Annotated in this window: 25 protein-coding genes and 1 riboswitch; of the genes, 4 read left to right on the plus strand and 21 right to left on the minus strand. The window is 51.0% G+C overall.

Annotated elements, in window-relative coordinates:
- Positions 1 to 140: 140 nt before the first annotated feature.
- The 4 genes from FZ040_RS02260 to FZ040_RS02275 all read right to left on the minus strand — a co-directional run bounded on the left by FZ040_RS02260 (position 141) and on the right by FZ040_RS02275 (position 3,931).
- Entirely contained in the window at positions 141 to 1,010 is an 870-nt protein-coding gene (locus tag FZ040_RS02260; protein WP_149170502.1) for a MurR/RpiR family transcriptional regulator, read from the minus strand.
- Between the two features lie 139 nt (positions 1,011 to 1,149).
- Entirely contained in the window at positions 1,150 to 1,863 is a 714-nt protein-coding gene (locus FZ040_RS02265; protein ID WP_149170503.1) for a TPM domain-containing protein, read from the minus strand.
- Complete coding sequence (locus tag FZ040_RS02270) at positions 1,823 to 1,972, minus strand: LemA family protein (RefSeq protein ID WP_149170504.1); 150 nt, start codon at positions 1,970 to 1,972, stop codon at positions 1,823 to 1,825. The genes FZ040_RS02265 and FZ040_RS02270 overlap by 41 nt, the downstream gene beginning before the upstream one ends.
- A gap of 24 nt (positions 1,973 to 1,996) precedes the next feature.
- Positions 1,997 to 3,931: a CocE/NonD family hydrolase gene (locus FZ040_RS02275; protein ID WP_149170505.1), complete on the minus strand. Its 1,935-nt coding sequence runs from the start codon at positions 3,929 to 3,931 to the stop codon at positions 1,997 to 1,999.
- A 137-nt stretch (positions 3,932 to 4,068) separates the two neighbouring features.
- On the opposite strand from FZ040_RS02275, the gene FZ040_RS02280 reads away from it, so the two are divergent.
- Positions 4,069 to 5,208: a cation diffusion facilitator family transporter gene (locus FZ040_RS02280; protein WP_149170506.1), complete on the plus strand. Its 1,140-nt coding sequence runs from the start codon at positions 4,069 to 4,071 to the stop codon at positions 5,206 to 5,208.
- A 113-nt stretch (positions 5,209 to 5,321) separates the two neighbouring features.
- Here FZ040_RS02280 and FZ040_RS02285 read toward each other — a convergent pair whose 3' ends face one another.
- The 8 genes from FZ040_RS02285 to FZ040_RS02320 form a co-directional block, all read right to left on the minus strand.
- On the minus strand, positions 5,322 to 5,894 hold the full coding sequence (locus FZ040_RS02285; RefSeq protein ID WP_149170507.1) for a nitroreductase family protein: 573 nt from the start codon (positions 5,892 to 5,894) through the stop codon (positions 5,322 to 5,324).
- A gap of 96 nt (positions 5,895 to 5,990) precedes the next feature.
- Positions 5,991 to 7,202, minus strand: a complete 1,212-nt coding sequence (locus FZ040_RS02290; protein WP_149170508.1) for an L-lactate MFS transporter — start codon at positions 7,200 to 7,202, stop codon at positions 5,991 to 5,993.
- A gap of 75 nt (positions 7,203 to 7,277) precedes the next feature.
- Positions 7,278 to 7,359: riboswitch (ZMP/ZTP riboswitch) on the minus strand.
- Positions 7,360 to 7,479: 120 nt separating this feature from the next.
- Positions 7,480 to 8,163, minus strand: a complete 684-nt coding sequence (gene queC / locus FZ040_RS02295) for a 7-cyano-7-deazaguanine synthase QueC (protein ID WP_149170509.1) — start codon at positions 8,161 to 8,163, stop codon at positions 7,480 to 7,482.
- Positions 8,164 to 8,250: 87 nt separating this feature from the next.
- A complete protein-coding gene (locus tag FZ040_RS02300; protein WP_149170510.1) occupies positions 8,251 to 8,664 on the minus strand; it encodes a peptide deformylase in 414 nt (137 codons plus the stop codon).
- 19 nt (positions 8,665 to 8,683) lie between these two features.
- Positions 8,684 to 10,036 carry an MATE family efflux transporter gene (locus FZ040_RS02305; RefSeq protein ID WP_149170511.1) on the minus strand — a complete coding sequence of 451 codons (1,353 nt, stop codon included), beginning with the start codon at positions 10,034 to 10,036 and terminating at the stop codon, positions 8,684 to 8,686.
- Between the two features lie 15 nt (positions 10,037 to 10,051).
- Positions 10,052 to 10,702, minus strand: coding sequence for a potassium channel family protein (locus tag FZ040_RS02310; protein WP_149170512.1), 651 nt, complete (start codon positions 10,700 to 10,702; stop codon positions 10,052 to 10,054).
- 15 nt (positions 10,703 to 10,717) lie between these two features.
- A complete protein-coding gene (locus FZ040_RS02315) occupies positions 10,718 to 12,049 on the minus strand; it encodes a TrkH family potassium uptake protein (protein ID WP_149170513.1) in 1,332 nt (443 codons plus the stop codon).
- A gap of 47 nt (positions 12,050 to 12,096) precedes the next feature.
- Positions 12,097 to 13,314 (minus strand): MFS transporter, encoded by a 1,218-nt coding sequence (locus tag FZ040_RS02320; protein ID WP_149170514.1) that lies wholly within the window; start codon positions 13,312 to 13,314, stop codon positions 12,097 to 12,099.
- A gap of 90 nt (positions 13,315 to 13,404) precedes the next feature.
- Between FZ040_RS02320 and FZ040_RS02325 the strand changes: the two genes are divergently transcribed.
- A complete protein-coding gene (locus FZ040_RS02325) occupies positions 13,405 to 14,220 on the plus strand; it encodes a tRNA 2-thiocytidine biosynthesis TtcA family protein (protein WP_149170515.1) in 816 nt (271 codons plus the stop codon).
- 10 nt (positions 14,221 to 14,230) lie between these two features.
- Here the strand turns inward: FZ040_RS02325 and FZ040_RS02330 are convergent, their stop codons facing one another.
- From FZ040_RS02330 to FZ040_RS02350, 5 genes are all read right to left on the minus strand, one after another.
- Positions 14,231 to 15,451, minus strand: coding sequence for a type II secretion system F family protein (locus FZ040_RS02330; RefSeq protein ID WP_149170516.1), 1,221 nt, complete (start codon positions 15,449 to 15,451; stop codon positions 14,231 to 14,233).
- A gap of 4 nt (positions 15,452 to 15,455) precedes the next feature.
- Complete coding sequence (locus FZ040_RS02335; protein ID WP_149170517.1) at positions 15,456 to 16,499, minus strand: type IV pilus twitching motility protein PilT; 1,044 nt, start codon at positions 16,497 to 16,499, stop codon at positions 15,456 to 15,458.
- 380 nt (positions 16,500 to 16,879) lie between these two features.
- Positions 16,880 to 17,899 carry a methyl-accepting chemotaxis protein gene (locus tag FZ040_RS02340; RefSeq protein ID WP_149170518.1) on the minus strand — a complete coding sequence of 340 codons (1,020 nt, stop codon included), beginning with the start codon at positions 17,897 to 17,899 and terminating at the stop codon, positions 16,880 to 16,882.
- A gap of 12 nt (positions 17,900 to 17,911) precedes the next feature.
- Positions 17,912 to 19,027: an FIST signal transduction protein gene (locus FZ040_RS02345; protein WP_222930930.1), complete on the minus strand. Its 1,116-nt coding sequence runs from the start codon at positions 19,025 to 19,027 to the stop codon at positions 17,912 to 17,914.
- 81 nt (positions 19,028 to 19,108) lie between these two features.
- Entirely contained in the window at positions 19,109 to 19,717 is a 609-nt protein-coding gene (locus FZ040_RS02350) for a hypothetical protein (protein ID WP_149170519.1), read from the minus strand.
- A 116-nt stretch (positions 19,718 to 19,833) separates the two neighbouring features.
- Here FZ040_RS02350 and FZ040_RS13920 point away from each other — a divergent pair, with 116 nt between their 5' ends.
- Positions 19,834 to 20,517, plus strand: a complete 684-nt coding sequence (locus tag FZ040_RS13920) for a hypothetical protein (RefSeq protein ID WP_187620207.1) — start codon at positions 19,834 to 19,836, stop codon at positions 20,515 to 20,517.
- Between the two features lie 83 nt (positions 20,518 to 20,600).
- Here the strand turns inward: FZ040_RS13920 and FZ040_RS02360 are convergent, their stop codons facing one another.
- Together FZ040_RS02360 and FZ040_RS02365 are read right to left on the minus strand one after the other, a co-directional pair.
- A complete protein-coding gene (locus FZ040_RS02360; protein WP_149170520.1) occupies positions 20,601 to 20,882 on the minus strand; it encodes a DUF1294 domain-containing protein in 282 nt (93 codons plus the stop codon).
- Positions 20,883 to 20,914: 32 nt separating this feature from the next.
- Entirely contained in the window at positions 20,915 to 22,162 is a 1,248-nt protein-coding gene (locus FZ040_RS02365; protein WP_149170521.1) for a GspE/PulE family protein, read from the minus strand.
- Between the two features lie 159 nt (positions 22,163 to 22,321).
- Between FZ040_RS02365 and FZ040_RS02370 the strand changes: the two genes are divergently transcribed.
- A complete protein-coding gene (locus FZ040_RS02370; RefSeq protein ID WP_149170522.1) occupies positions 22,322 to 22,852 on the plus strand; it encodes a hypothetical protein in 531 nt (176 codons plus the stop codon).
- A gap of 102 nt (positions 22,853 to 22,954) precedes the next feature.
- Here FZ040_RS02370 and FZ040_RS02375 read toward each other — a convergent pair whose 3' ends face one another.
- Both FZ040_RS02375 and FZ040_RS02380 read right to left on the minus strand, forming a co-directional pair.
- Entirely contained in the window at positions 22,955 to 24,427 is a 1,473-nt protein-coding gene (locus tag FZ040_RS02375; RefSeq protein WP_149170523.1) for a class I adenylate-forming enzyme family protein, read from the minus strand.
- Between the two features lie 125 nt (positions 24,428 to 24,552).
- The gene (locus FZ040_RS02380) at positions 24,553 to 24,933 is read right to left on the minus strand and encodes a methylglyoxal synthase (protein WP_149170524.1); all 381 of its coding nucleotides are present in this window, start codon (positions 24,931 to 24,933) and stop codon (positions 24,553 to 24,555) included.
- Positions 24,934 to 25,007 lie beyond the last annotated feature (74 nt).

Consider the following 25,007-nt stretch of genomic DNA (forward strand, 5'->3'; position numbering starts at 1 on the left):
CGAGACAAAAATGTTGCCTCGAACGCCATTGTTCACCAAAAGGAAATAAAAAAGGCAAAGCGACTGATATGTCCATATCAGACCACTTTGTCCTTTGCATGTGTATAAATTAACACATATACCACGCTATGTCAATATGTTTATACTCTTTTTGTAAAGTATACATGATACCGCTCTTCCATCGCTTCCACTGCCTCCAAGCGTTCCTGGATTCCCGGTATCCCCGCTGCTGTCTCGCGCAATAGCAGATTGAAGTAAGTAAGCGGCGCACTATATGAATCAAACACAGACGAGGTTACCACGTTGATAAAAACCGCTGCATCCGCGTAGCGATTCAATGGCGACAACCGGCTGTCAGTCACAAGCTGCAGCGAGAATCCTCGCTGATGAAGTTCCTTGCATTTCCGTATGAGCTCATTGGCATAACGGGGAAAAGACACGACAAGGATATTGATATCTGTCGGCTGGCATAACTCCAGCTGTTCCCATTCCATTGTCCCCGGCGTTGCTACAAAGACATTTTCGCGCATTTTCTTCAGGATATAGGCGATATACGGCAGGATTGTCGCCGACATCCGGGCTGAAACAAGATACAGCGGCGCCGGCGATTGTAAGATCTGGATTATCTTTTTACTAGCTGCTTCCTGCAAGATATCATCCAAGGCCAATATATTCTGGATTTCCTTATCCAAAAGACCATTCCATTGCTGACGCCCCCGCTCACGGCTATATGCCAAGCGTCTTGGGGCCGTCAGCTGTTCAGATACCACCTGCTGCAAATTGCGCAGAAAATCATTATAGCCATGATAGCCCAAGGTCATGAAGAAACGCGACACGCTGCCCTGGCTTACCCCCATCTGTTCAGCCATTTCACTTGCTGTCAAAAAAACGACTTTCAGGTAATTCTTTTCGATGTACAAAGCAATCCGCTGAAACGTTGGTGATTCTTTCGCAATACGTTCCAACAGGTGCAGTAACTCATCCGTATTTTCAAAATCTCTCTTACGCATAGATAATCTACCACTCCCTCTTATATCGCAAAATCTTTAACCAGTATATCATAAAACAGCTGTTTACTGTCCCGAAAAAGAAAAGAACCCGATACAAAAAGTATCAGGTCCTTATCGCTGTCCACATTTCAAGTCATGCTTACCAGCCGCCCGAGGCACCACCGCCGCCTGAGCTGCCGCCGCCATAGCCGCCGGAGTCATCGGAATCCGAGCTGCTGGAGCTGTCATAGTCCGAGCCGCTGTCGTCAGCAGAAAAACTACGCGAGCCGCTGCCAAACGAGAAACTGCCCCAATGGCCGAGTGAAATAATGTAGAGCAGCGCATTGCCGACAAAGAACAGCACCATGAGGACGAACGATGCCAAAAAGCTCGTGATGGGACCGAAGAACAACACGCAGAGCCCTATGAGCAGGAACAAGGCTGCCGTGATGATGAGTTCAATCAGCTCCCCATCCTCGTCATTGCTTAACTGCAGCGCCTCGGGCGGTGCGGTATCATACTCAGTGTAAATCTTCTTGGCCAGGCGCTGATAGGCACTGCTTATGCCCGCTGAATATTCGCCGTCCTTGAATTTCGGTTTCATATCATCGAGCACTTCACCGGCAAAACCATCAGTGATTGCCCCCTCAAGACCATAGCCGACTTCGACACGGAACTTGCGGTCATCTTTTACAATCAGCAGCAGCACACCGTTATTTTTCTGCGCGTCGCCAATGCCCCAGGTGCGGAACAGGCGGTTGGCATACGACTCGATAGCTTCGCCAGCCAGCGTGTCCACGGTCACGACCACGAGCTGCGCCCCAAAGCGCTGGTCAAGGTCTTCGCCAAGGGCAAGGATTTTCTGCCTGTCCATACTGCGCGTCAATCTCAATCCGTGCACTCTTGACCGAGTTGTAGGTGCTGATACCAAAGACAGCCACAAAAGCCACCAGGACCAGCAGTATCAAGCCTGACTTATTCATAGCGGTATTGCCCTCCTGTCAGTCTCACTTTTCGCGGATTACTGGCACCTGCAAGTAGCTGGCGTACTTGCCGCCTACATGCAGGATATGTTTCCCCTTATTGCGCGAAGGCGGTACCGCAACAACATCCTGCGGAGCACCGACCTCCGTTTCATTGCCGCCGAGCGTCTTCATCGCTACTGGTTTTGCCGGATCATACGTATAGCCGTCAGCCGGAACCGTGACCTTGGCCTTGCCAAACGGCGGCACCGTGTTGCGATCCGGCGCCTGATACGGCGCAATCGTCAGCCGCAGTTTCTCGCCCTTATGGTATTTCATGCCCATCGGCCAGATGGCGATATCGACGGGCACAACCTGACCTGGCTGTAAGAGTTCCTCTTTGGTACTTGCCAGTACCGGGTCGTAATCCGTCGAGAGTTTCTTGTCGAGCGCGCGCTGCGATACGCGCAGGAATCCCATGGACTGGATCGGCTGACCGGTCATCTTATCGGGAATCTGCTTGCCATCCTTATCGAGCTTTTCGGTCAATACGACAAGCTCCATATCATCCGAGCCGTCCGCCTCAACATAGGCATGGAGTTTCGTATAGCCCGTAAGCTCCGTGTCCTTGTCAAACGTCATGGTAAACGACGTGCCAAACGGCTGGCTGACCGGATACGCGACGCTTGCCGCCTTGGCCGCAGGCTTAGCACTCAGCGAGTTATCGGCCTGCAGGTAGAGCTTTTCATAACGCGTCTGCGGCAACGGGAAATCCTTCTCGACGCGGTCAACGACATCCTCATGGCCTGGGTCTAAGACCGAGATGCGCACGCGCGGCGTCTTTTCCCAATCGTTATCCACGCCGCCGAGATAATGGTCAAAGAACTTGCGCAACTCCTCGACAGGCTCAGGCTGATAGTAGTCCATCCACTCGTTGGTGTTATGGACGCGCAGCCATTTATCCTTGCTCGGAATCTGGCGGAATCCTGCAAACGTGCCATGCGTATGCACAGGGTTCGTGTAGCTGGCCACGACATAAGCAGGGATATGAATGTTCTGGAGCTTGGCAATCTTATCCTGCCAGTAGTCATCCATCAGCGTATGCGTGACGACCATGCGCGGCTGATCCTCGATGAGATTGCGGCTTGCAAACGTGCCGAAGATGAGTTCCGGAAAGACGGGGTTGGCGATGCCGCCGCGGTTGGCTGTCTCACGGAAATGGTCGACAAAGCCCTCCCAAGGCGCAATGGCCGCCAGATGCTCCGGCTGCTCGCCTGCGATGAACCACTGCGAAACCGTCAGCCACGAATTGCCCGACATGCCAATCTTGCCATTTGACCAGGGCTGTTTAGCCGCCCATTCGATGGTATCCTTGCCATCGTTGGCGTTCTCAGCCCCCCAGTAATTGAGATTGCCGCCCGACTCATAGGCACCACGGCTGTCGGGATTGATGATGACATAGCCATGAGCGACCCAGTACGCAGGGTCCGGGCCCTCGAATTTTTGCAGGCCTGACACGGCATCTACGGGCACCCCCGAGCGCCCCGGCACATCGTCAAGCCACTGCCCGCCAATTTCCTTGCCATAAGGACTCCACGCCATGATGGCCGGATGCTTTGCCTCATCGACAGGACGGAAGATATCTGTGTAGATGACCGTGCCATCGCGCAGCGTAACCGGCACATCCTTTTCAAACAGGATGTCACAGCTGAGTGGTTTTGCCCCTGGCATGCGCACCGTACCAGCTTTCAAGATCATCGACTCCGTCTTGAAGACGCTGCCGCGGGCTCTTGCCGCCTCAGGCGAAAGTCCCTTGCGGTAGTAGACATCGATGGTCTTGCCATTTTCCATGACCTTGGGCATCGTCACGACAGTCGATGCATTCCCCTCAGCACCACAGACACCGCCGAGTGCCCCCATGGCCAGCAGACTTCCGAGACATACCGCCGCTTTTAGTTTCCGTTTCTTTCTCTTATACATAAAACATCCCCCTTTTGACAACTATAAGTATTCAAGGAAAATCGGCCGATTCCTTCATGGGATATTATGAAGGTGTTTTCCCTTTTTTGTCGAAACAAACAGCAGATTCACCAGTAAACATAAAGGAGGAATACTCTATGCGTGACATCACATCGCCCACCGAAACAACCACAGCCAATCGCGACAGCATCATTATCAAAACCAGCATCATTGGCATCCTGACCAATGTGCTTCTGGCAGCGTTCAAGGCAGCGATCGGGCTTATGTCCAATTCGATTGCCGTAATCCTCGATGCGGTAAATAATCTGTCGGACGCCCTTTCGTCCATCATCACGATTGTGGGAACAACACTAGCAGGAAAACTGCCGGACAAGGAACATCCCCTCGGCTATGGCCGGATTGAATACTTGAGTGCCTTGACTGTGGCGGGGATTGTGCTCTATGCGGGTATCACCTCTGCCGTAGAATCTGTAAAGAAAATCTTTAACCCCGAGGTGCCGGACTACGACACGATTGCCCTTGTCATCATTGCGGCTGCCGTGGTTGTAAAGATTGTCCTGGGGAAATATGTAAAAGCGCAGGGCGAAAAAGTAAACTCCGGCTCCCTTGTTGCCTCTGGGGCGGACGCCATGTTCGATGCGGTTCTTTCCTTCTCCGTGCTGGTTTCGGCCATCCTCTTTCTCACTACCGGCATCTCTTTGGAAGCCTATGTGGGTGCAATCATCTCTGGCTTTATCATAAAATCCGGCATCGATATGATACGGGAAACCTTGGACGAAATCCTGGGAAAACGTGCTGACAAGGAACTAGCAAAACAAATCAAGGCTATCCTGAGCGCCGAGCCAGAGGTGCGTGGTGCCTATGACCTTGTCCTATACAACTACGGCCCCAACAAGGATTTAGCTTCCGTCCATATCGAGCTTCCCGATACCATGAGCGTCAAAGATGTCGACAAGCTCACGCGCAGGTTGGAGACCAACGTCTATAAGCAGACAGGCATCATCCTTGCTGGCGTTGGGGTATATTCCTACAATACCAACGATAACGAGACAGCCAAAATACGGAATGATGTGCAGGAAAAGGTACTCGCCCACGACTGGGCATTACAATTCCATGGCTTTTATGTTGAAGTTGAGAGTAAAGACATGCGGTTTGATGTAGTTATGAGCTTTGACATCAATCCCCAGGAAGGTCTAAACATTCTCTATGAAGAATTGGCGCAGGCCTACCCGGATTACACCGTTCATATCGTACCAGATGTAGATATATCAGATTAAAATAGGGTTGTCACCCACTTGCTGTCAGATAAGATAGCAACATGCGTGACAACCCTTATTTATGTTTGGCACTGCTTCAGCCTGCTTCAGCCTGTTTCAATCAGCGTTTAACGTCATGCCTGTACTTTGACGCGAATGGCGATGTCTTCCTTCTCCTTTGGCTCCGGCTCGGCGACGATGCCGCCAAACGGCATCTGTGCGATGAGTTTCCACGATGCGGGCAGGTCAAACAAATTCTGCACAGCCTTATCGATGACTGGATTGTAGTGCTGGATATTGGCACCGACATCCAGATCGCGCAGTGCCGTCCAAATCGCGAACTGCAGCATGCCATTTGCCTGCTGCGCCCAAATCGGGAAGTTTTCCGCATACATGGGGAACTGGCCCTGCAGGTTCTTGACGACTTCCTCATCATAGAAATAGAGCACGGTGCCAGCGCCAGCCTTGAACCCGTCAATCTTCTCGCGTGCGACCTTGCCGCCGAACGCATCATAGACAGCATCCCAAAGCGCGTCCTGTTTCACACCGAGTGCGACGACAACGCGGGCCGATTTCATGTTGAACGCATCAGGCGTAAGCTCTGTTGCCTGCTCCACTACCTCGCGGATTTTCTCTGCCGCAACCGGCAGCTCCTTATTGATCTGATAATACGTGCGGCGCTTGCCGATGGACTCCAGGATTCCCATAGAAAAACCTCCCTTAGCATGTATGATTTTCTTCACTATACGCTAGTATTCGCGTATGGAATGGAAAATCCTGCCAAGGGAGGCTGTCGTTATTTTTTAAGTATTTGCCGTCTTGACGAGGCCAGACGAACGGCTGCCATGCAGCTTGAGCACGGTTGCAATCAGGAAGTTGAGCACAAAGCAGCCGGCAAAGAACGTCAGCGTCGTCGTATAGCTGTGCGTATGTTCCCAGAACCACGAGACAATCGTCGGACCGACGACACCGGCAACGCCCCAGGCCGTAAGCACACGACCATGGATGGCGCTCAGCTCACGCGTGCCGAAGATATCAGAAAGATAGGCTGGCATGCACGAAAAGCCGCCGCCATAACAGCTGATGATCAAAAACACGAGCAGCTGGAACAGCATCGCATCGCTCGTGCCAGCCAGCAGATAAAATGCACCGACCTCGAGCGCGAAAAACACCATGTAGGTAAGCCCGCGGCCAAGATAATCGGAAAGCGTCGACCAGACGATGCGCCCGCCGCCATTCAAAAGGCCAATGATGCCGACCATCGACGCGGCCTGCGCCGCATCCATGCCGACAACCTGCTGAGCCATCGGCGAGGCCACGGCCAACAAGCCGATGCCGCAGGTGATGTTGACGAAGAACACCCACCAAAGCGCACCAAACTGCCAGGTCTTCACGGCCTCAGCTGCTGTAGCCCCATGCTGCAAACGCGTAACCTGTGCCTTGCCCGTTTCCTGCACGGGCGGTTTCAAGTAAAGGGCCGACGCCCCCATGAGGATCATGTAGACCGCACCCAGAATCAGGAAATTATTGACAAGACCGACGCGTGCCACCAAAAACTGCATGACGGGCCCTGCCACGAGCGCAGCAAAGCCAAAGCCCATGATGGCAAGGCCGGTTGCAAAGCCGCGATGATTGGGGAAATACTTGACGAGCGTCGACACCGGCGTGATATAGCCGACGCCAAGGCCGATACCACCAATGACACCGTAGAAAAGATACAAGAGCGTAAGGCTGTGCAGCTGCAGCGCCAGCGCCGTGCCAAACATGCCCGTACCCAAAAACAGCATGGCCAGAAGGCCGCTCTTCTTCGGTCCGTGTTTTTCGACAAAGCGGCCGAGGAAACCAGCCGATGTGCCGAGAAACAGGATTGCCAGAGAAAACGTCCACGTCGTCTCCGCCAGCGTAAATCCCATCTCGTTCATGATAGGACGCGTCAGGACACTCCAAGCATAAACACTGCCGATGGATATGTGAATACCAACAGCTGCTAACGCAATAAGCCAACGATTTCGCATGAAAACCATCCTTTCTGCTGCCAGGCAGCAACGAGAAAAAGAGCTTTCATCCAAACAAAAACCGCCTGGACAAAAACTCTCTGCCCAGACGGTCGGCGTTAAAAACTCTGCAGTACATGTGGTCAATTCCACGAATCCGTCAGTCCTGCAAAGCATTATTTACTTGTTACACTCAGTTTAGCAGGTAGTATTTGACCTGTCAAGCTTTCTCGTACTTGACGGGTCAATTTTGACCGGTCAAATCTGACTTGTCAGATTGACTTGTCAAACCGCATCCTCAGCGATTGGCCGGGTCTTCGACGCCGTTGGCACGGAAGGCGGCGGCGCGGTCGATGCAGGTGCCGCATTTGCCACAGGGCTTTTCGCCGCCCTCATAGCACGACCAAGTAAGTTCGTAGGGCACGCCGAGTTCAAGGCCAATTTTCACGACTTCGGCCTTGTTGATGTTGACAAACGGCGCCTCAATCTTGAGCTGATGGCCCGAACCTTCCCAGATGGCTTTATTCATTGCATCGTTAAAGACTGGCGAACAGTCGGGATAGGCAAAGCCAGCGGCGTCGTCCGCATGCGCGCCGTAATAGATGATGCCGCAGCCTTTGCTGAGCGCAATGCTGGCTGCCGTCGACAGGAACAGGCCGTTGCGGAACGGCACGTAGGTGCTGACCGGTGCCTCGCCCTTCGTTTCTTTTATCTGCTCAGCGTAGCTTTCCTCAGGGATTTCTTCATCCGACTGCTTTAAGAGCGAGCAGTTGCTGTACTGGAATATCTTGCTGAGGTCCAAGAAAAGCTGCTCGATGCCATAGTGGGCGGCAACTTTTTTGGCCGCTTCAATTTCCTTTTCGTGTTTCTGTCCATACGAAAGCGACAGGGCAATCACATTTTCCCTGCCGTATTTTTTTATTGCGAGCCCCAGGGCCGTCGTGGAGTCCACGCCGCCGCTGCTGAGTACCATTGCTTTCATTTGTCTACTTCCCTTCTTTTACGGATGCTGCATTCAATATCTTGATTCTACTCGCTCCCCGGCCGGTTCGCAAGCGGTGGTCACCAGTTAAATCAAAATTCCCTGGCAATGGTCGATTTCATGCTGGATAATCTGTGCCGTAAAGCCGCTGAACTTTGCCTTTTGCTTTGCAAAGTTCATATCGCGATATTTGACCTCTATCGTCTCGAACCGTTCCGTTTCGCGCTCCCCAACCAGCGACAGACAGCCTTCCGTCGTCTTGTACCTTTTGGCCGAATGCTTTACAATCTCTGGATTCAACATGGCGATATCCGTATCGCCAAGATTTACGGCAATAACGCATTTGGCAACACCAATCATATTAGCTGCCAGGCCGACACAGCCCTCGCGATGCGCCGCGAGCGTATCCAAGAGATCCTGGGCCACGGCAATATCGTCTTTGGTTGCCTTGGCCGATTTTTGTTGCAGGAAAAACTCATCACGGACAATTTCTTTTACCATTTTTCTATCCCCTATATCATTATTTCAACAACGAAAAAGCGCGCTGTTTTGTCCCCCAGCCTTTCAGCCGCCAGAAGAAGAACACGCAGATGACCACCGAAACCACCGAACCAGCACAGGTTGCCAGTCCCATCGGAAAAAGTGTGTCGGGATACCAGTTAGACGCCAGCCAAACCAGCGGTATCCTCGCCGTAACGATGGCAATCAGATTGTGCAGGAACGAAAACTCCGATCGGCCCAGCGCGCAGAAAAAACCACTGAAGGAAAAATGTATTCCGGCAAAGATGCAGTCAAAGATATAGCCTTGCAAATACAGGGCTCCTGCCGCGATAACAACCGGTTCCTGGGTAAAACAACCGACAATTTCATCCGCCGTAAACTGCGTGATCAGTGAAACCAGCAGGCCAAAGACGATGCAAATATCGAGCGCATACCAAAGCGTCCTGCGGGCGCGAATCATCTTGCCTGCCCCGATATTCTGCGCGCCCAGAGCTGACACCGTAGCCAGCATCGAAGACGGCACCAGGAAGACAAAACTGATGAACTTTTCCACAATGCCGACCGCGGCGGCATCCGTAAGCCCGCGCATATTCGCGATAATGGTGATGACCAGAAAGGCAATCTGGATGAATCCGTCCTGCAGCGAAATCGGAATACCGATGCGCAGGAGCCTTCCCATGACTTTCCGCTGGGGGCGCAAATCCGGCCACTCAATCGCAATGACCTTTTTCCGCCCAACGTATAACAGTGCCAGCGCCACACTGATGCCCTGCGCAATCAGGGTACCATAGGCGGCTCCGACCGGCCCCAGCCGGTAGTATCCCATAAACAGATAGTCGAGCAGAATATTGCCAACGCAGGCGATAGCCACGAAGTACATCGGCGATTGGGAATCGCCAAGACCGCGGAAGATGCTGCTTATGATGTTGTACGCCGTTATCAAGGGTATCCCGAGGAAACAAACGAATAGATACTCACAAGTTCCCGGAACCGCTTCCGCCGGAGTCGACATAAGGCGGGTGATGGGCTCCGTGCCAAATACCAGCAGCATCGCTAGTACCAGCGACACGAGAAAAAACAGCGTGATGGTATTGCCAATCGATGCCCGGACACTGCGCTTATTCCGCGCCCCGACAGCCTGGGCAATCATAACCGTCGTGCCCATGGCCAGCCCCACGAGCATGACCGTAATCATGTGCATGACCTGACTGCCAATGGAAACCGCCGTGATACTGGCCGCCCCTTCAAATTGACCGATGATAAAGAGATCGGCCATGCCATAGAGCGTCTGCAAAAAATAAGAGCAGAAAAACGGCAGGGCAAACACGAAAATGTTACGAAGCACACTGCCAGATGTCAGATTCTTTTCCATCGTTCCCCATCTCATTTAAATATGAAAATATTTTTCCAAATCGTTGCGCTTGCCGATTACGAGCACCGTATCCTCTTGGTTCATCGTGGTCTCAGCCGTTATCTCCACATCGAGTATGCCCGCCTTCTTGATGCCGAGGACGTTGACATGATAATGCTTGCGAACCTGAAGCTCTCCGAGCGTTTTGCCATCCCACTCCGCTGGAATCGGCAATTCGTAGACGGCATAGCGGTCGCTTAAACGGAAATAATCCAGAATATGGTCATAACCAAAGCGGATAGCCGTCCACTTGGCCAGCTGCTTTTCGGGATAAACCGCCTCATCAGCGCCATTGCGCAGCAGGAATTTTTCGTGAATGCCCCGCGAGGCACGGGCAACGACGTATTTTGCCCCGAGTTCCTTTAAAAGAGAGGTCGTCTCCAACGAACTCTGGAAATCATCGCCAATGGCCACAATGCACAAATCAAAATCGCGGATTCCGAGCGACTCCAGGAAACTTTTATTCGTACTATCGGCCATCAGCGCATTCGTCACATAGGGCAGCACCATATTGACGCGCTCTTCATCCTTATCTACCGCCAGGATATCGTGCTTCATTTGGTAAAGTTCCTGGGCTACATGCCGTCCATAACGGCCAAGACCAATCAGTAATACAGATTTTTTCATGAGAACCTCCTGCCGTCATCCGACGGTAATCTTCTCCTGGGGCAGACGCCCCGTAACGGGAATACTTCGCTTATTCAGCGCATAAATCATCGTCAGCGCTCCGACGCGGCCAAAATACATCAGCATAATCAGGATCAGCTGGGAAAAAGCCGACAACTTTTCGGTCAGACCAATGGAGAGCCCAACCGTACCGAGCGCTGACGACGTCTCGACCATACAGTCCACAAGCGAAAAGCCATCCACTACACTGATGAGCCAACTGCTCCCAACGAACAGCAGCAAATACATCAAAAAAATCGTCAAGGCCTGCTCATTTGTTTCATCGGCAATGCGGCGGGAAAAGAACGTCACATCCCGCTTGCGCCGCAGCGAAGCAAACGCCGACGTCAGCAGTACAAACGCCGTCGTCGACTTGATGCCGCCAGCCGTCGATCCGGGGGCGCCGCCAATTAACATCAACACCACCAATAGCAGCCGCCCCGATTCGCTGAGCAGATTGATGTCCACCGTGTTAAACCCGGCCGTTCTGGCCGTAACCGATTGGAACAGCGCCTGAAACAAGCGAACCTCTTCGGGGAAATCCTGAAACTCCAAAAAGAAAAACAGCGTTGCCGGAACAAAAATAAGCCCCGCCGTCATCAGCAAAATAATTTTCGACTGCAGCCGGTAACGGGAAAACCGCATCCCATTCCAGTGGATATCCGCCCAGGTGATAAAGCCAAGACCGCCCGCCACAATGAGGCCCATTATCGTCAGATTGACCCAGGGGTCACTGGCATAGCCCATCAGCGAACCGCCGCCATGTTCTCCCATAAGGTCAAAGCCCGCATTACAAAAAGCCGAAATCGAATGAAAAAATGCCATCCACAGGCCATTTATCCATCCGTAATCCCGTGCAAAAACTGGAAAGAGTATCGCCGCCCCCAGTCCCTCGACCAAAAGCGTAAACTTCAAAATAAAGCGCAAAATGCGAACGATACCGCCGAGCTGCGGCGCAGCGATTGCCTCCTGCATCGTACTGCGCTGCATCAAATCGATGCGGCGCCCCGACGCCATGACAATCGCCACCGCCATTGTCACGACGCCGAGGCCGCCGATTTGTATGAGCAGCAGAATGATAAGCTGACCGAATCCTGACCAATAAAGCGCAGTATTTTCCAGCGTGAGGCCTGTCACACAGGCAGCCGACACCGTCGTAAATAGCGCCGTCAAAAACGGAGCGGACTGGCCGCTCTTCGTCGCCACCGGCAGCATCAGCGCGAATGTCCCGATAGCTATAAGCAGCAAGAAACTCAGCATGATAATCTGAAATGGTGATAACTGGTATCCCCAGTGAATTAAGCGCATAAATATCCCCTTTCCACAAAGACCACTTTAGGATACTACGCAACTACTCACCTGTAAAGCCCTTTTGACGTTTTCCCACGCAACAAGGACGGAATAACACCGGCAAAGCAAAGTACCGAAAAGAATAAGAACGAAATCACGATATTGCGGGTGAGCATCTCGACCGGCGAAAGCTCCTGCCAAGCCAGCGAAAGAATCACCGTAACGAGCGCCATACTGAGCACCTGCCCGCTCATGCGCATGGTACTCAAAAGCGATGACGCCATGTTGTAATACTCCCGCGGCAGGGAACTCATAATCGCGTTATTGTTGGGCGCGGCAAAAAAGGCAAAGCCAACGCCGATTCCCATGATGCTCGGAATAACCAGCCAAAGCGACCGGCAATAGACGAGCACAGCCAAAGTCATAAGCCCAATCGTAATAATTCCCATGCCAATCGAGCACAAAAGCGATGCCGGTTTACGGTCCGACAACGCGCCCGTTAACGGCGACAACACCATCATGAGCACCGGCTGCGTCAGCAGGATAAACCCGGTCATTTTCGCACTGATATCAAGCACGCTTTGCAAATATAGCGACAGCAGAAAGCTGATGGCAAACGTCGCACTGTAATTGAGCATCGCCGTAAGGCACGAGAGCGAAAACTCCCGGTTATCCGCAAAGAGCTTCCACGAAATCTTTGGCATATTTCCCACCGGTTTCTTTACTCGATGTGCCAAAGGATTTAACACCTTCATGGCCACTGCCAAAACCAGCCCGGCATAAAAGGCCATGAAGAAAAACAAACTCCGCCAGCCAAGGCCATCATTCATAAAACCGCCAATCACCGGTCCAAACGACAGCCCAGCATAGACGACCGAAACCATCCAGCCCATGGCCTTGCCGCGATTCTTCCCCGGATACGCATCGGCAAGAATCGAGGTGCTCGTAGCAAAAATCATCGAAGACCCCAGCCCTTGAAGACCGCGCGCCAACAATAGCAGCGCGAACGAATCATACAGCACGGGCAAAAAGGAAAACAACATAAACAGAAAATTGCCGAGTTCAAACACGCGCACCTTTCCCCAACGGTCAGCGGCCCTTCCCATTGGCAGTAAAAAGACCAGCGAGGTAATTAGATAGATCTCAATCACCCAGCTAAGCGTGTCCGCCCCGACTTGAAACTCCCGCCCCATCGCTGGCAGGGAAAGAATCAACGCACTGCCGGAAAAGGGCGTAAGAAACGAAGCCATCATGATAACAGCCAATATATTACGACTATTCATCCCGCAATAAGTTCCTCCTTTGTAATCTAAGACCTTATCCGTTATAATAAACCTATTATTCCTTTTTAGCAAAGAAAATCGAGGTATCTTATGAAAATAAATCTTCCCCAGTCCTATTTCAGCAAATTATTGCGCGCCGTTGTCGAATTCGATATGATTCAGGACGGCGACCATATCCTGCTCGGGATTTCGGGCGGCAAGGACAGCATTTTCCTCGCCTATGCCATGAAAATTCTCCAGCAGCGGTTACATAAAAAATTCGAATTGTCCGCTTTGACCATCAATCCGATGTTTAAAGACGAAAACGGACAACCCGCTTTTTTTGATATCGACCGCGCCCGCGCGTTCATGCAGGAAATCGGCATCCCCTACGACGTCATCGATGTCGATATCGAAGGAGCTATGGCTGAGACCAGCTACAAAAGCCCCTGCTTTACCTGTGCCTTTTTCCGCCGCGGAGCCATGAACCGCTATGCTAACGAGCACGGCATCAAAAAAATCGCCTATGCCCATCACAACGACGACGCCGTTGAAACCTTCTTTATGGGACTCTTATACTCAGGGCAGCTGCATACCTTTACGCCGGTTACCTACCTTGACCGCACCGATATCACCGTCATCCGTCCGCTCGTCTATTTCCGCGAACAGGAAATCATTGACGCGCAAAAATTCCACGGCTTTGACCCGGTCAAAAATCCCTGCCCCCACGATGGCAATACCAGCCGTCAAACGGTAAAAGAGCTCATCGCCAAACTTGACCAGTCAATCCCCGACTGCTACGACCACCTTGCCGCCGGCATGCGTCAGGGAGCATTAGGACAGCTCTGGCCAGCGGCCCAAAGCCGGAAAGAAATGCGCGAAACCTATTACCGCTATATGGGAAACCACATCAAGCAAAAAGACTAAAAGCCCCATCTTACGACAGGGCTTCCATCATTCCGAGCAATGGCAGCAGCACCGACAGGGCAAAAAAGAATACCAATCCGCCGACGATAAAAATCGCCACGGGTTCCGCCAGCGCTTGCAGCCGTCTTGATTCATTTTCTGCAATCACAGCACAAAGCCCCGCGCCTTTTGCCAGCATACCTTCCAACTGGCCGGAATTTTCGCCGGCCATAACCATTTCCTTTAAAACAGTTGGAAAAGCATCACACAAATGCCAAGTCTTCCATAGCATCGTTCCATGCTCCACCGCAACCCCCGCCGACGAAACAACCTGGCGCAAATAGTAGTTAGTAGTTACTTCCGGCAGCAGCTTCAGCGCCTCATGCAGGCAGATTCCATTCTCGAGCAGCACCGCCAGCGTCCCCAAAAGCATCTGCCACTCCGCATAACAAATCAACTGCCCATAAAGTGGGATTCGCAGCCGCCACGCATCAAGGTGCAGCCGAATCGACGGCTGCTGCCAAGCCACTGCCATCGTCAATACCAGCAGGCCAATTAGCGTCAGCACCAGCACACCATCCTGCTGGATTATTGCCGACAATTGCAAAAGCAACCTAGTCGGCAGTGGCAGCTCTGCCCGGAAATCCGTCAGCAATGACGCAAACGTTGGCAGAACGAAAACCGTCAGTCCCAAAATCGCTAACAAAGCCGTTGCCCCCAAGATAAGTGGATAAAGCAATACCGACTTCAACTTCTCACGAGCTGCGAACGATTTCTCCAGGAAATCCGCCAGCCGCAGGAACATGACCTCAAGCGACCCTGCCACCTCTCCTGCCTGGACCATACGGATAATCCGTGGCGAAAACACCTGCGGAAATCCCTGCATTGCCCCATGCAGAGACTTCCCTTGCTTAACGTCCGTCAAAAGCCTGCCAAGCATTTGCTGATATGCCCCCTTGCCCGCTGGCTGGTACAACGAGCGCAAGGCCTCGTGAACTGGCAGCCCGGCAGAAAGCATCACCGACAGCTGGCGGCAAAAAAGTACCACTTCCAGCCGGGACGGATTCGAATGCCAACGAATTATCTCCTGCCTGCTCGTTACAGGCTTTGCTTGTTCCAGCTCCCGTAAACTGGCCACCCATAAGCCCTTGGCCCGAATCTGATGTGCCGCCTCTCGTCGTGAGGCGGCTTTTATTTTGCCAGTGAACAATTCGCCGCTGCGATTCCGCGCTTCGTATGCGTATGCCGCCATCCTCTCAGCCTCCTATCCGGACCTGCCGATACTCCGTCCCCATCGCCCGCGTAATAAGTCCCGCCCGGTAAAGCTGTTCACGGGCCATCTTTTCTGTCTGCATCCCCTGTGCCTGATGACTCATCATCACCGATTCCAACTGACTGTTTTTTCCTTGACGGATAAGACTCTGCACCGCTGGATTCGTGAGCAGCACCTCTGCCATGCACACGCGGCCACCACGCAAACAGGGCAGCAGCCGCTGGGCGAAAACGCCAACCAACACCTCAGCGATCTGTGCCCGGATCGAATCCTGCTGGTCTAACGGAAACATGCCCTCTATGCGCGTAACAGCCTCCATCGCTGATAACGTATGCAGCGTTCCGAGCACCAGCGCGCCCGATGCAGCTGCCATAAGCGCCGTCTTCATCGTTTCACAGTCGCGGATCTCGCCAACTAAAATGACGTCTGGCATTTCACGCAGCGCACTGCGAAGAGCCTGCGAAAACGAAAAAAAATCGCGGCCCAATTCCCGCTGGCTGATAAAGCACTGCTTTGGTTCATAAAGGAACTCCACCGGGTCTTCCAATGTGATGATATGATACGATTTCTCACGGTTCAGCTCCTCAATAAACGCCGCCAGCGTCGTAGTCTTGCCCGAGCCCGTCCGGCCCGTCACTAAGATAAGCCCCTGCTCAAGCGTCAGCATCTTCTGCCACGCCTTAGGCGCCCCAATCTCCGCGAGGCTCGGAATCCTCTCCGGCAGCAAGCGGATAGCAAGCGCAAGGTGCCCTTGCTGATAATAAGCATTGACACGAAACCGCCGCCCCGCAAAGCTCCATGACAAGTCAATATCCTTTTCCCTTACTAGCCGCTCCCTCTGTTCCTCACTCATAATGACCGAACAGAACTCTGACATAAACTGCTCCGTCAGCGGGCGGTCATCCATAGGCACCAAGACACCATCACAGCGCAAATGCGGCCGCTGGCCTACGGTCAAATGAATATCCGACGCTTCTTTTTCGATTGCTTTATTGATAAAATCCTGCCACCTTATGTCATCGCCCATATTTATACCCCCAACCGAGTCCGAACATCCATCAGCCACTCCCCGTTATACTTAAAATATCTTGGGCCAGCTACTGACCACTTGCTATTAGTAAACATAGTCGCCAAAGCAGACAAGGAATACGACTTGCCATCATAAGTTACATGTTTTTCATCCGTCACCATACACAGCACGCCATTATGCGCATCCTCAGACGAATATGGAAAAGATAGATTCGTCATGATGTAGATATCCCCCTGACTCCTGGCTATCACTTAGAATATTTAAGATATTGTACATTCTTCTACATACACAAGCAAATACCTGCATGAAAAAAAGCACCTCCAACCGGAAGTGCTTTCTTTATACCCTGACCTCATACGAAGTTGTTTTGTTAATCCTTAATGCCGGTCTTTGAGCAGTACCTTGACCTGCCGCAAGAAGTCAATCATACTACAGGCTATCACGTTTTTTTCGCTCATGAGTTCTTTGAGGCCCTGGATATTCTGGCGCATTGAGGTAACGAGTCCACCGACGGAATTCGTGCCGTCGGTCACGCTGCCCATCATATCACTGGTCTTATGGATGCCCGCTGCAATCTTGCTGCTATAGCTGTTTACGCTTTCCGTATTTTTCGCTACATCAGCAAAACTTGCCTGCACGCGATCGACAAATACTGCATTTTCTGCCGCCTTTTCCTTCGTTTCCTCAATGACCGTATTGAGGTTCGAAAGCGACTGACGCAGCGAGCGGATATTGGTATCGATGCCTTCGACCATGCCTTTCGTCGACGCCGCCAGCTCGCGGATATTTTCTGCTACGACACTGAAACCGCGGCCCGCCTCACCAGCCCGTGCAGCTTCGATGGAGGCGTTGAGCGACAACAGGTTGGTACGCGTGGCAATCCCCTCGATGCCTTCCGACATTTTATTGATGTTATCAAAGTTTTCTTCGAGCTGCTTGAATACCAGCATGATGCTGTCGAGTTTTTCTTCGATTTCCTGCGTCTTGACCGACAGCTCGCCAACTTCCGAGCCAGCAACACTGACTACTTCATGCGATTCCTGCATGATTGTCGAAATATGCTGCGCATAGTCATTCAAATTGTTGAAGTTCTCATTGAGCGACGAAAAATCTTCATTGACCTGACCGATTCCCGCATACGTCTCACTCATCTTGCGAATGTATTCCGCAATGCCAGCCTCAGCCTCAGTGAGTTCATTCATGCGCGTGTCCAGATATTCGATACCATAGGCCAGCTGCTTATCGTTGCTCGCCGCTGCTGGCTTATGCGATGATGCAGCAGGCTGAGGAACTCTGGCCTGTGCAACTGGTTTAGCCGTTTCTTTTGCCAATGCTTTTTCTTTTGCCCGCTGATTATACAGCGGCTCTTTTGGTTTACCAAAATTAAAAAATCCCATGCCCGTTCCTCCTTACTCGAATACAGCCGCAATCATCGTCTGGTTGAAGTGCTGTTCGTAAATCTGCTCACCATAGCCGCCCCAGCCGATATAGCTGCCCAGCGCCGTTCCCATGCTGCGGAAGAACTCATCGGCATACCCTTCGCTCTTGAAGAGCAGCGTCCGTGCCAGGCAGTTGACCATGATTGAAAGCGACGGCTGCGGAACATCGCGGCGAATCCGTGCAATAGTCGCCTGATTGACCTGACGGTAATCATCGGGCTGCAGCATGACAATCTGGTCGTTCTCATAAATGCGCGCATGATACTTCATGGTCTGCCGATCATTATCGAGGTCATCGTTGGCGATGATATACATATCCTTGCCGATGATGCGCCCGACCGGATTGCTGTCGAGGAACGTGCGGTCCATCTGCGATGCCGTAAGGTCATGCATCTTAGCCTCCATCTCCGAGGCCGGACAGCCATCATAGGCCATGACCTTGCGCGAGAAAGCATCGACTTTCGTCGCTGTAAGCGGTTCGCAGATAGGCTTGTAGATATTCTCACGATAGAGATGAATCCGTCCGCCAAGATTGCGCAATAACACAAATACGCAGGCCGTATCATAGACTTTGCCATTGAGTGATACGAACGTCTTCTCAGCAAGCCCCTTGTCACCTGCCGTTCCGCCAAAGACCGGGATATTTTCCTTACGCAATACGGAGTTGAGCACCGACAGAACCGATTCCTCACAGGCAATCAACCCATTCGTCGCCGTAAGGCAAATCGTATCGCCGCTACCGTGGCTGCCCAAAGCACGCACAGCATCCTGTACGCGCCCGACATATTTCAGCGGGCAGTGATTCGCCTCTTCGAGCACATCCGCCACACAGTTGATACCGCTCTTGATGGCCAGGACTTCCAACGTATCATGGAAGATACCTTCATGGGAGAACGCCGCAATCGATGTCGTCCCCATGACGATGCTATGAGGAAACCGCTGGTGCATCTTTTCCGATGTCTCCCGGAACGTCTCCACAGTCGTCGTAAACCAAACAAATTTCGGATCTGTCATTCCCTGACAGGCATTTTCTACAGCAGAATCAATTGGCCGTGCTGCACTGCGGCCAATCTTGAAGTCTATCATGCTCATACCACCTTCCATATCGTTCACAACTATTATCTTACTATACCGTCAATTTTTTTCCAATGTATTTTTTAATGTTTTCTAATTATTTTTCCCCACTCTTGCCTGAATAAAATTCAACACAAAATCAAAATTATCCGCATCGACATAAACCTGATTGTAATTAAACGGTTCGTTTAGCTTTATGAGATTTCGCTTCCGCAAGATTTCCATGCTTTTTACCTTGGCAAACTCAGAGTACAAATACGTATGCGAAGCCGCAAGCAGACCGGAGCCCATTGTAGTGAGATTTCCTGCGGCCGCACCTGTCATAACGGCCAGCACACCAATGACCTGCGCTTTTTTCACCTGATGCGGCAACTGGGTATGTTTCACGCCCCGCTCATCCATCTCAAATAACACACAATATTTCCCGCCCATAAGAAACGCATAGACCAAGTAACCCACGCCAGCCAAAATCAGCATACCCACCGTAAAAACAGCAAACATAACCGCACAATCAAGCAGACGTTCCCAATCAAAACCATCTTCTAGTATCTCCAATCCTCCGACAAACAAAAAAATCGCCAGCCCAATGCCAAGGAATATTTTGCTGATCAAAAGAAATATCGTTGGATTCGTGTATAAATTCAACTCATAAACCCAACGATACGTACCATCTTTTCCCTGTTGTATTTCCTGCATAATCATCACTCCTGACTTGTCCGCACAATATAGTCATCATCAATCCTCTAACTTTATTCTCCTCATATTTTTATCCCTGCTTAAAAATGAACTGCTACGATAGCTTTGGAGGTGTTGATAAAATGAATGAAGACGAAAATTTTATGACTTCAGCCCGCTATCTGATATACATCGGGCTGGTATTGCTGGCTTTATTCATCGTCGATGAACAGCATAAGATGGAGGTGTTTGTATTTGCCGGGGCCGTGGGATTTTACTTGGAATCACGAAAAGAGGGCTGGCAGAGTCCTTTGATTGAATGGCCAGATGAACTATCCTTTCTTGCCACCTGCTATTATGCCTCGCTAAAATTCATCAAATTCGGTATAATCCTTGAGGCGGTCGTACTTATCTATCTGTTCCATAACGGTCTGATACAAATTCACAATTTCAGTCATATAGTAGCCATTGTATATATTGTTTCCCTTATCTGGCTGACTGCTACTGCCAGCGTACTTTCTATCTGCTGGTCAATACACGACCAATGGGCAAAGCGGACAGGCAGTACCACCATTGCCTCATTAAATCCACCCTTCACGCAAGGAACTAAGAGTTTTAAAACCTGGAGCTGGCTGCTCTTTGATGGCATTATCATCGTAGGGTTAGGCGTCATGTGGTGGGACAACTTAGTGATGCATCTTTTCGACGTCTTTGAGCTCACAGCCATCGCTACGGTCTACTTCCTTTTGATGGTCCCCATGCAATTATGGATGTATTTCCATTACAAAGGACTTCTCCCACAGAAACCAGCCAGCATCGAACAATAACTACGAGCAAAAAATTCCATAACTATGATGCCGACAGCCATGCAGGTAATCAAGGGACCTGCATGGCTGTCTTTCTGTGCGCATCAATTCTGCCAAAAAAGATACATCAAACCTGCAACCTGCAAGATAAGTATCAGCGGCACACCATATTTAAATTTCCAATGCAGTGTCTTATGATGAAATACCTGAATGGCTATCATCGCACCAATGCTTCCCCCAGCTAATGCCAAAAGCAAAAGTGTCAGTTCCGGCACCCGCCACCAGCTGCGAATAGCACATACCTTGTCCCAGCCATAAAGCAATATGGCCACCACATTCAAAATCACCAAATACCAGGTTATTACATTATGCCCATAAATTTCCATTGTCATCCTCCTAATTTTAGACGAAGCGACCATCAATTACCGTAAAGCACACGCCGGACTTCTGTCAAAGTAGTAACCCCTTGTTTTACTTTTTGGATACCATCCTGCCAGAGCGATTCCATTCCACCAGCAGCGGCAATACGGGAAAACTCCTGCCGCTCGCACTTATGAAGCAATGCCTGCCGCAAACTATCGTCCATGACCAGCACCTCTTGTAGTGCCATCCGCCCTTGATAACCAGTTCCGCCACAAGCGTTGCATCCCGTGCCATGCCAGAGTACAAGTCCCGGCTCATAACAGTCTCCGAGCAGCGCTGCTTCGCGGGAACCCTCCTCGACCACATACGAACTGCGGCATTCCGGGCAAATGCAGCGCACCAGCCGTTGCGCTACTATCCCCGACAATGTCGCTGCCAGCAAATATGGCTTAACGCCCATATCAAGCAAACGATAAATTACGGCCGTCGCATCCTCGGTATGAAGTGTCGTCATGAGCAAATGCCCTGTCAAAGCGATGCGCACCGCCATCTCTGCCGTCTCGCCGTCACGAATCTCCCCGAGCAGTACCTTTTCGACATCCTGCCGCAAAACCGCCCGAAGGCCTGTCACATAGTCAAGTCCCGCTTTGGGATTCATCTGTACTTGATTAATTCCCGAAAGCTCCCTTTCCACAGGGTCCTCCAACGTAATCAAACTGCATTCCGGCACATTCAAAGCATTCATGGCTGCATAAAGCGAAGTTGTCTTACCGGAATTCATCGGGCCACAAATTACCAGAAGTCCTGCCGGCGCATGGATAAGCTTCTCAAACTTTTGCCGATTCTTCTCCGAAAAGCCAAGTTCTGACACCTTCAGCATCTCATCCTCAAGATTCATGAAGCGCAAAACCATCATCTCGCCATCAGTAACCGGCATAGATGCCACTCGAATATCTAGCGTTTTCTGCCCCTCGCGCACATAACGAATATGTCCATCCTGTGGCCGTTGCCGCTGAGCAATGTCCATCCCCGCCATCACCTTAATGCGCGAAACAACAGCTGCTTCTACTCCCCTCGGCAGCTTTCGGTCATCCTCCTGCAGGATACCATCCCGCCGGTACCTTACCCGCATCCCGCCGGTCATCGGTTCAAGATGCAGGTCGCTGACCCTCCAGGCAATTGACTGGTCAATCAGACCATTTACCAGACGCACCACCGCCGATTCCGCCCCACTGCTTCCTCGCTGTACCTCCCGCATTGCCTGCCCAATCCAAAGAGACCACAAGCACTCCGCGTCTTGCATAACATCACTATCCTTATCAAACAGACTTTATCGCTTGCGTCTCCATTTCGCTATGGCAAGGACAAACTCCTGCCCTCTCATTTTCTTTTTCTTGCAAGATGACTAAATTTTAAGTAAAATTATAATTGAATTTAATGATACGCTAAAGGAGATGATTTGATGACCAGGATTTTTATTATGTTCATTCTATTCTTTACGGTTATGACTCCTGTCACGCATGCTCAACTCGTACAAATTTCCGATTTAACGCCTGCTGCCTTTTATTCACAAATGAACCAAGCACTCCGTGCCTCCTTTGCCGATTCCAATAATACAAATTCTTTTGAACCACTCTCGAAAGGCATTACCATGAGTGCTGATGCCGATTATATCGCGTACATGACCGGACTGAAAAACGGCCGCTACGGTGCAGTGGTGACCCTCTATGCCAACCGGGCTGGCTATGTATCAAAAGTAACGGTTGCATCGCTCGATGATGATAAAAATGCCTTTCAAGCCAATCTGCTATCCTGTTATGTTATCATGCGCGCCGTTGGACTTACTGAGGCAGAAACGCAACAACTTATTTCAAATTCAAACGAGGCAACATCAAGTATCTGGTGTTCACGAAGCAACCGCCGGATTATCTTTAGCATGAACAAACAACAGCCAAACATCGCCTATATGCGCTTTCTGGCTTCCGACGAATAAAACACGACACGTTTCTTCGTCCACAGACTACTAAATAATCCCGCACAAAAACAGTTCAAGCACTGCAACTGAATCGTCGCAGTGCTTGAACTATTTTTTTATTTACTTTTGAAATTCTGCCAGGATCTTTTTCTTGGCAATCTTGCCGGTTGTCGTGCGCGGTAATTTTTCCATGAGGTGGAATTCCCGGGGAATCTTATAAAGAGCGAGGTTATTTTGCAGGAACTGCTTGAGTTCACGAATATTGACCGTCGCGCCTTCATGAACGCTATAGAAGCAGGCGCCTGCCTGTCCGCGCAGTTTATCGTCGATGCCGATGACAGCCGCCTCATGAATGCCGGGGAACTGATAAATCACTTCTTCGACTTCACGGGGATAGACGTTCTCGCCCATGCTGATAATCATATCCTTGATGCGGTCGACGATGTAGATATAGCCATCCTCATCTGCTCTGGCAACATCACCGGTATGGAACCAGCCGCCCCGCATGGCATCATGCGTCACATCGGGAAGATTCCAATAGCCAAGCATGACATTTTCGCCCTTGACGATGAGCTCACCGACTTCACCGCGCGGAACTTCCTCGCCTTCATCGTCGATAAGTTTCCATTGCAAATCTGGGACCACAGGACCACAGGACCCGACTTTGGTCTTCCCCAGCGGCGTCATCGTAACAATCGGCGCCGTTTCAGAAAGACCATAGGCCTCACAGATATCCAAGCCGAATTTCGCGGTAAAATCCTGCTGGATTTTCAGTGGCAGGGTCGTACCAGCGCTGACTACGAGCCGCACGCTCTTCATATCCTCCGGCGTGCCGAGTTTGGTCAGCAGGCTGCAAATAGACGGCACGATGTAAAGTTCGGTAATGCCCTCCTCGCGAATCGTGCTGATAGTCGTCCGCGGTGTGAACGAATCGAGAATCACGATTGCCGCTCCGACGCTCAGCGTATAAAACACCGCACAGGTAAGACCATAGCAGTGATACATCGGCAGTACGCAAAGCGCTTTATGTCCCGGCTTACATCCCATATAGTCAATCTGCTTCGTGTTGAAGAGGATATTGTGATGAGAAATGACAGCGCCCTTCGGATTGCCCGTTGTCCCCGACGTATAGATAATCTGGCAGGGATTTTCGGCGCTGAAATACTCCGAAAGCTCCGGTGCCTCCTCGATTCCCTTTTTCGGCTTACCAATCGAACGGATGTCATACTGTGCCACTTTGAGCTGGCAGCGCAACTGCGCCAGCGCATCCACGAGATTCAGCGGCTGATACGTCAGCATCACCCGGATTCCCGCATCTTTGATGATATAGGCAATCTCGCGGCTGCTGAGCTGGAAGTTGATGGGAACGGCAATGGCTCCCAGCGAGGTAATTCCCATATAGGCAAAGATAAATTCGGCACTGTTGCGCGTAAAGATACCCACGCGGTCACCTTGATGAACGCCGCAGGCATAAAGCCGGTCGCGGCAGGCTTTTACGGCATCCTGAAGTTCTTTATAGGTAAAACGGCGCTCATGGTCAACAATGGCCAAATCAGCTGGCGCACCTTGATAAATCAAATCATGAATAAGCATTTTTATCACTCTTTTCTCTTTGGACACAAAAATTAGTACCTGATGCTAATTTTATACCAGGTACTAACTTTTGTCAAAGAGAAACTGAAATAAACGCGCTTGACAATTGACACAAATATTATCTTTTAGGCGTTGAGTTTTTTATCGGCATACTGGAGCAGGATATGCGCACTCTTGCGGTTCGTTGCCAACGGGATATTGTGAACATCACAGAGGCGAAGCAGTGCATTGATATCCGGCTCGTGCGGCTGGGACGTCAGCGGGTCACGCAGGAAGATGACATAATCGACCTGCTCGGTGGCCACGCGGGCACCAATCTGCTGATCGCCACCTAACGGACCAGACATCATAGTTTCCACATCGAGCTGATAGTTTTCGTTAATCAGCGTCCCCGTCGTCCGGGTCGCAATCAAATGGAAGTGTTTGAGGAGGTCCTTATGATGACTGACGAAATCGAGCATCTCTTCTTTTTTCTTATCGTGTGCAATAAGTGCAATGGTCTGCATGAAACCACCCTTTCTAACTATTTTTGTTACGTTATTTATTATAACGCAGGAACCGCCACCTTTTCAATGGATAT

Origin of the sequence: Pseudoselenomonas ruminis (assembly GCF_008271295.1) — a bacterium.
Lineage (GTDB): Bacteria > Bacillota > Negativicutes > Selenomonadales > Selenomonadaceae > Selenomonas_A > Selenomonas_A ruminis.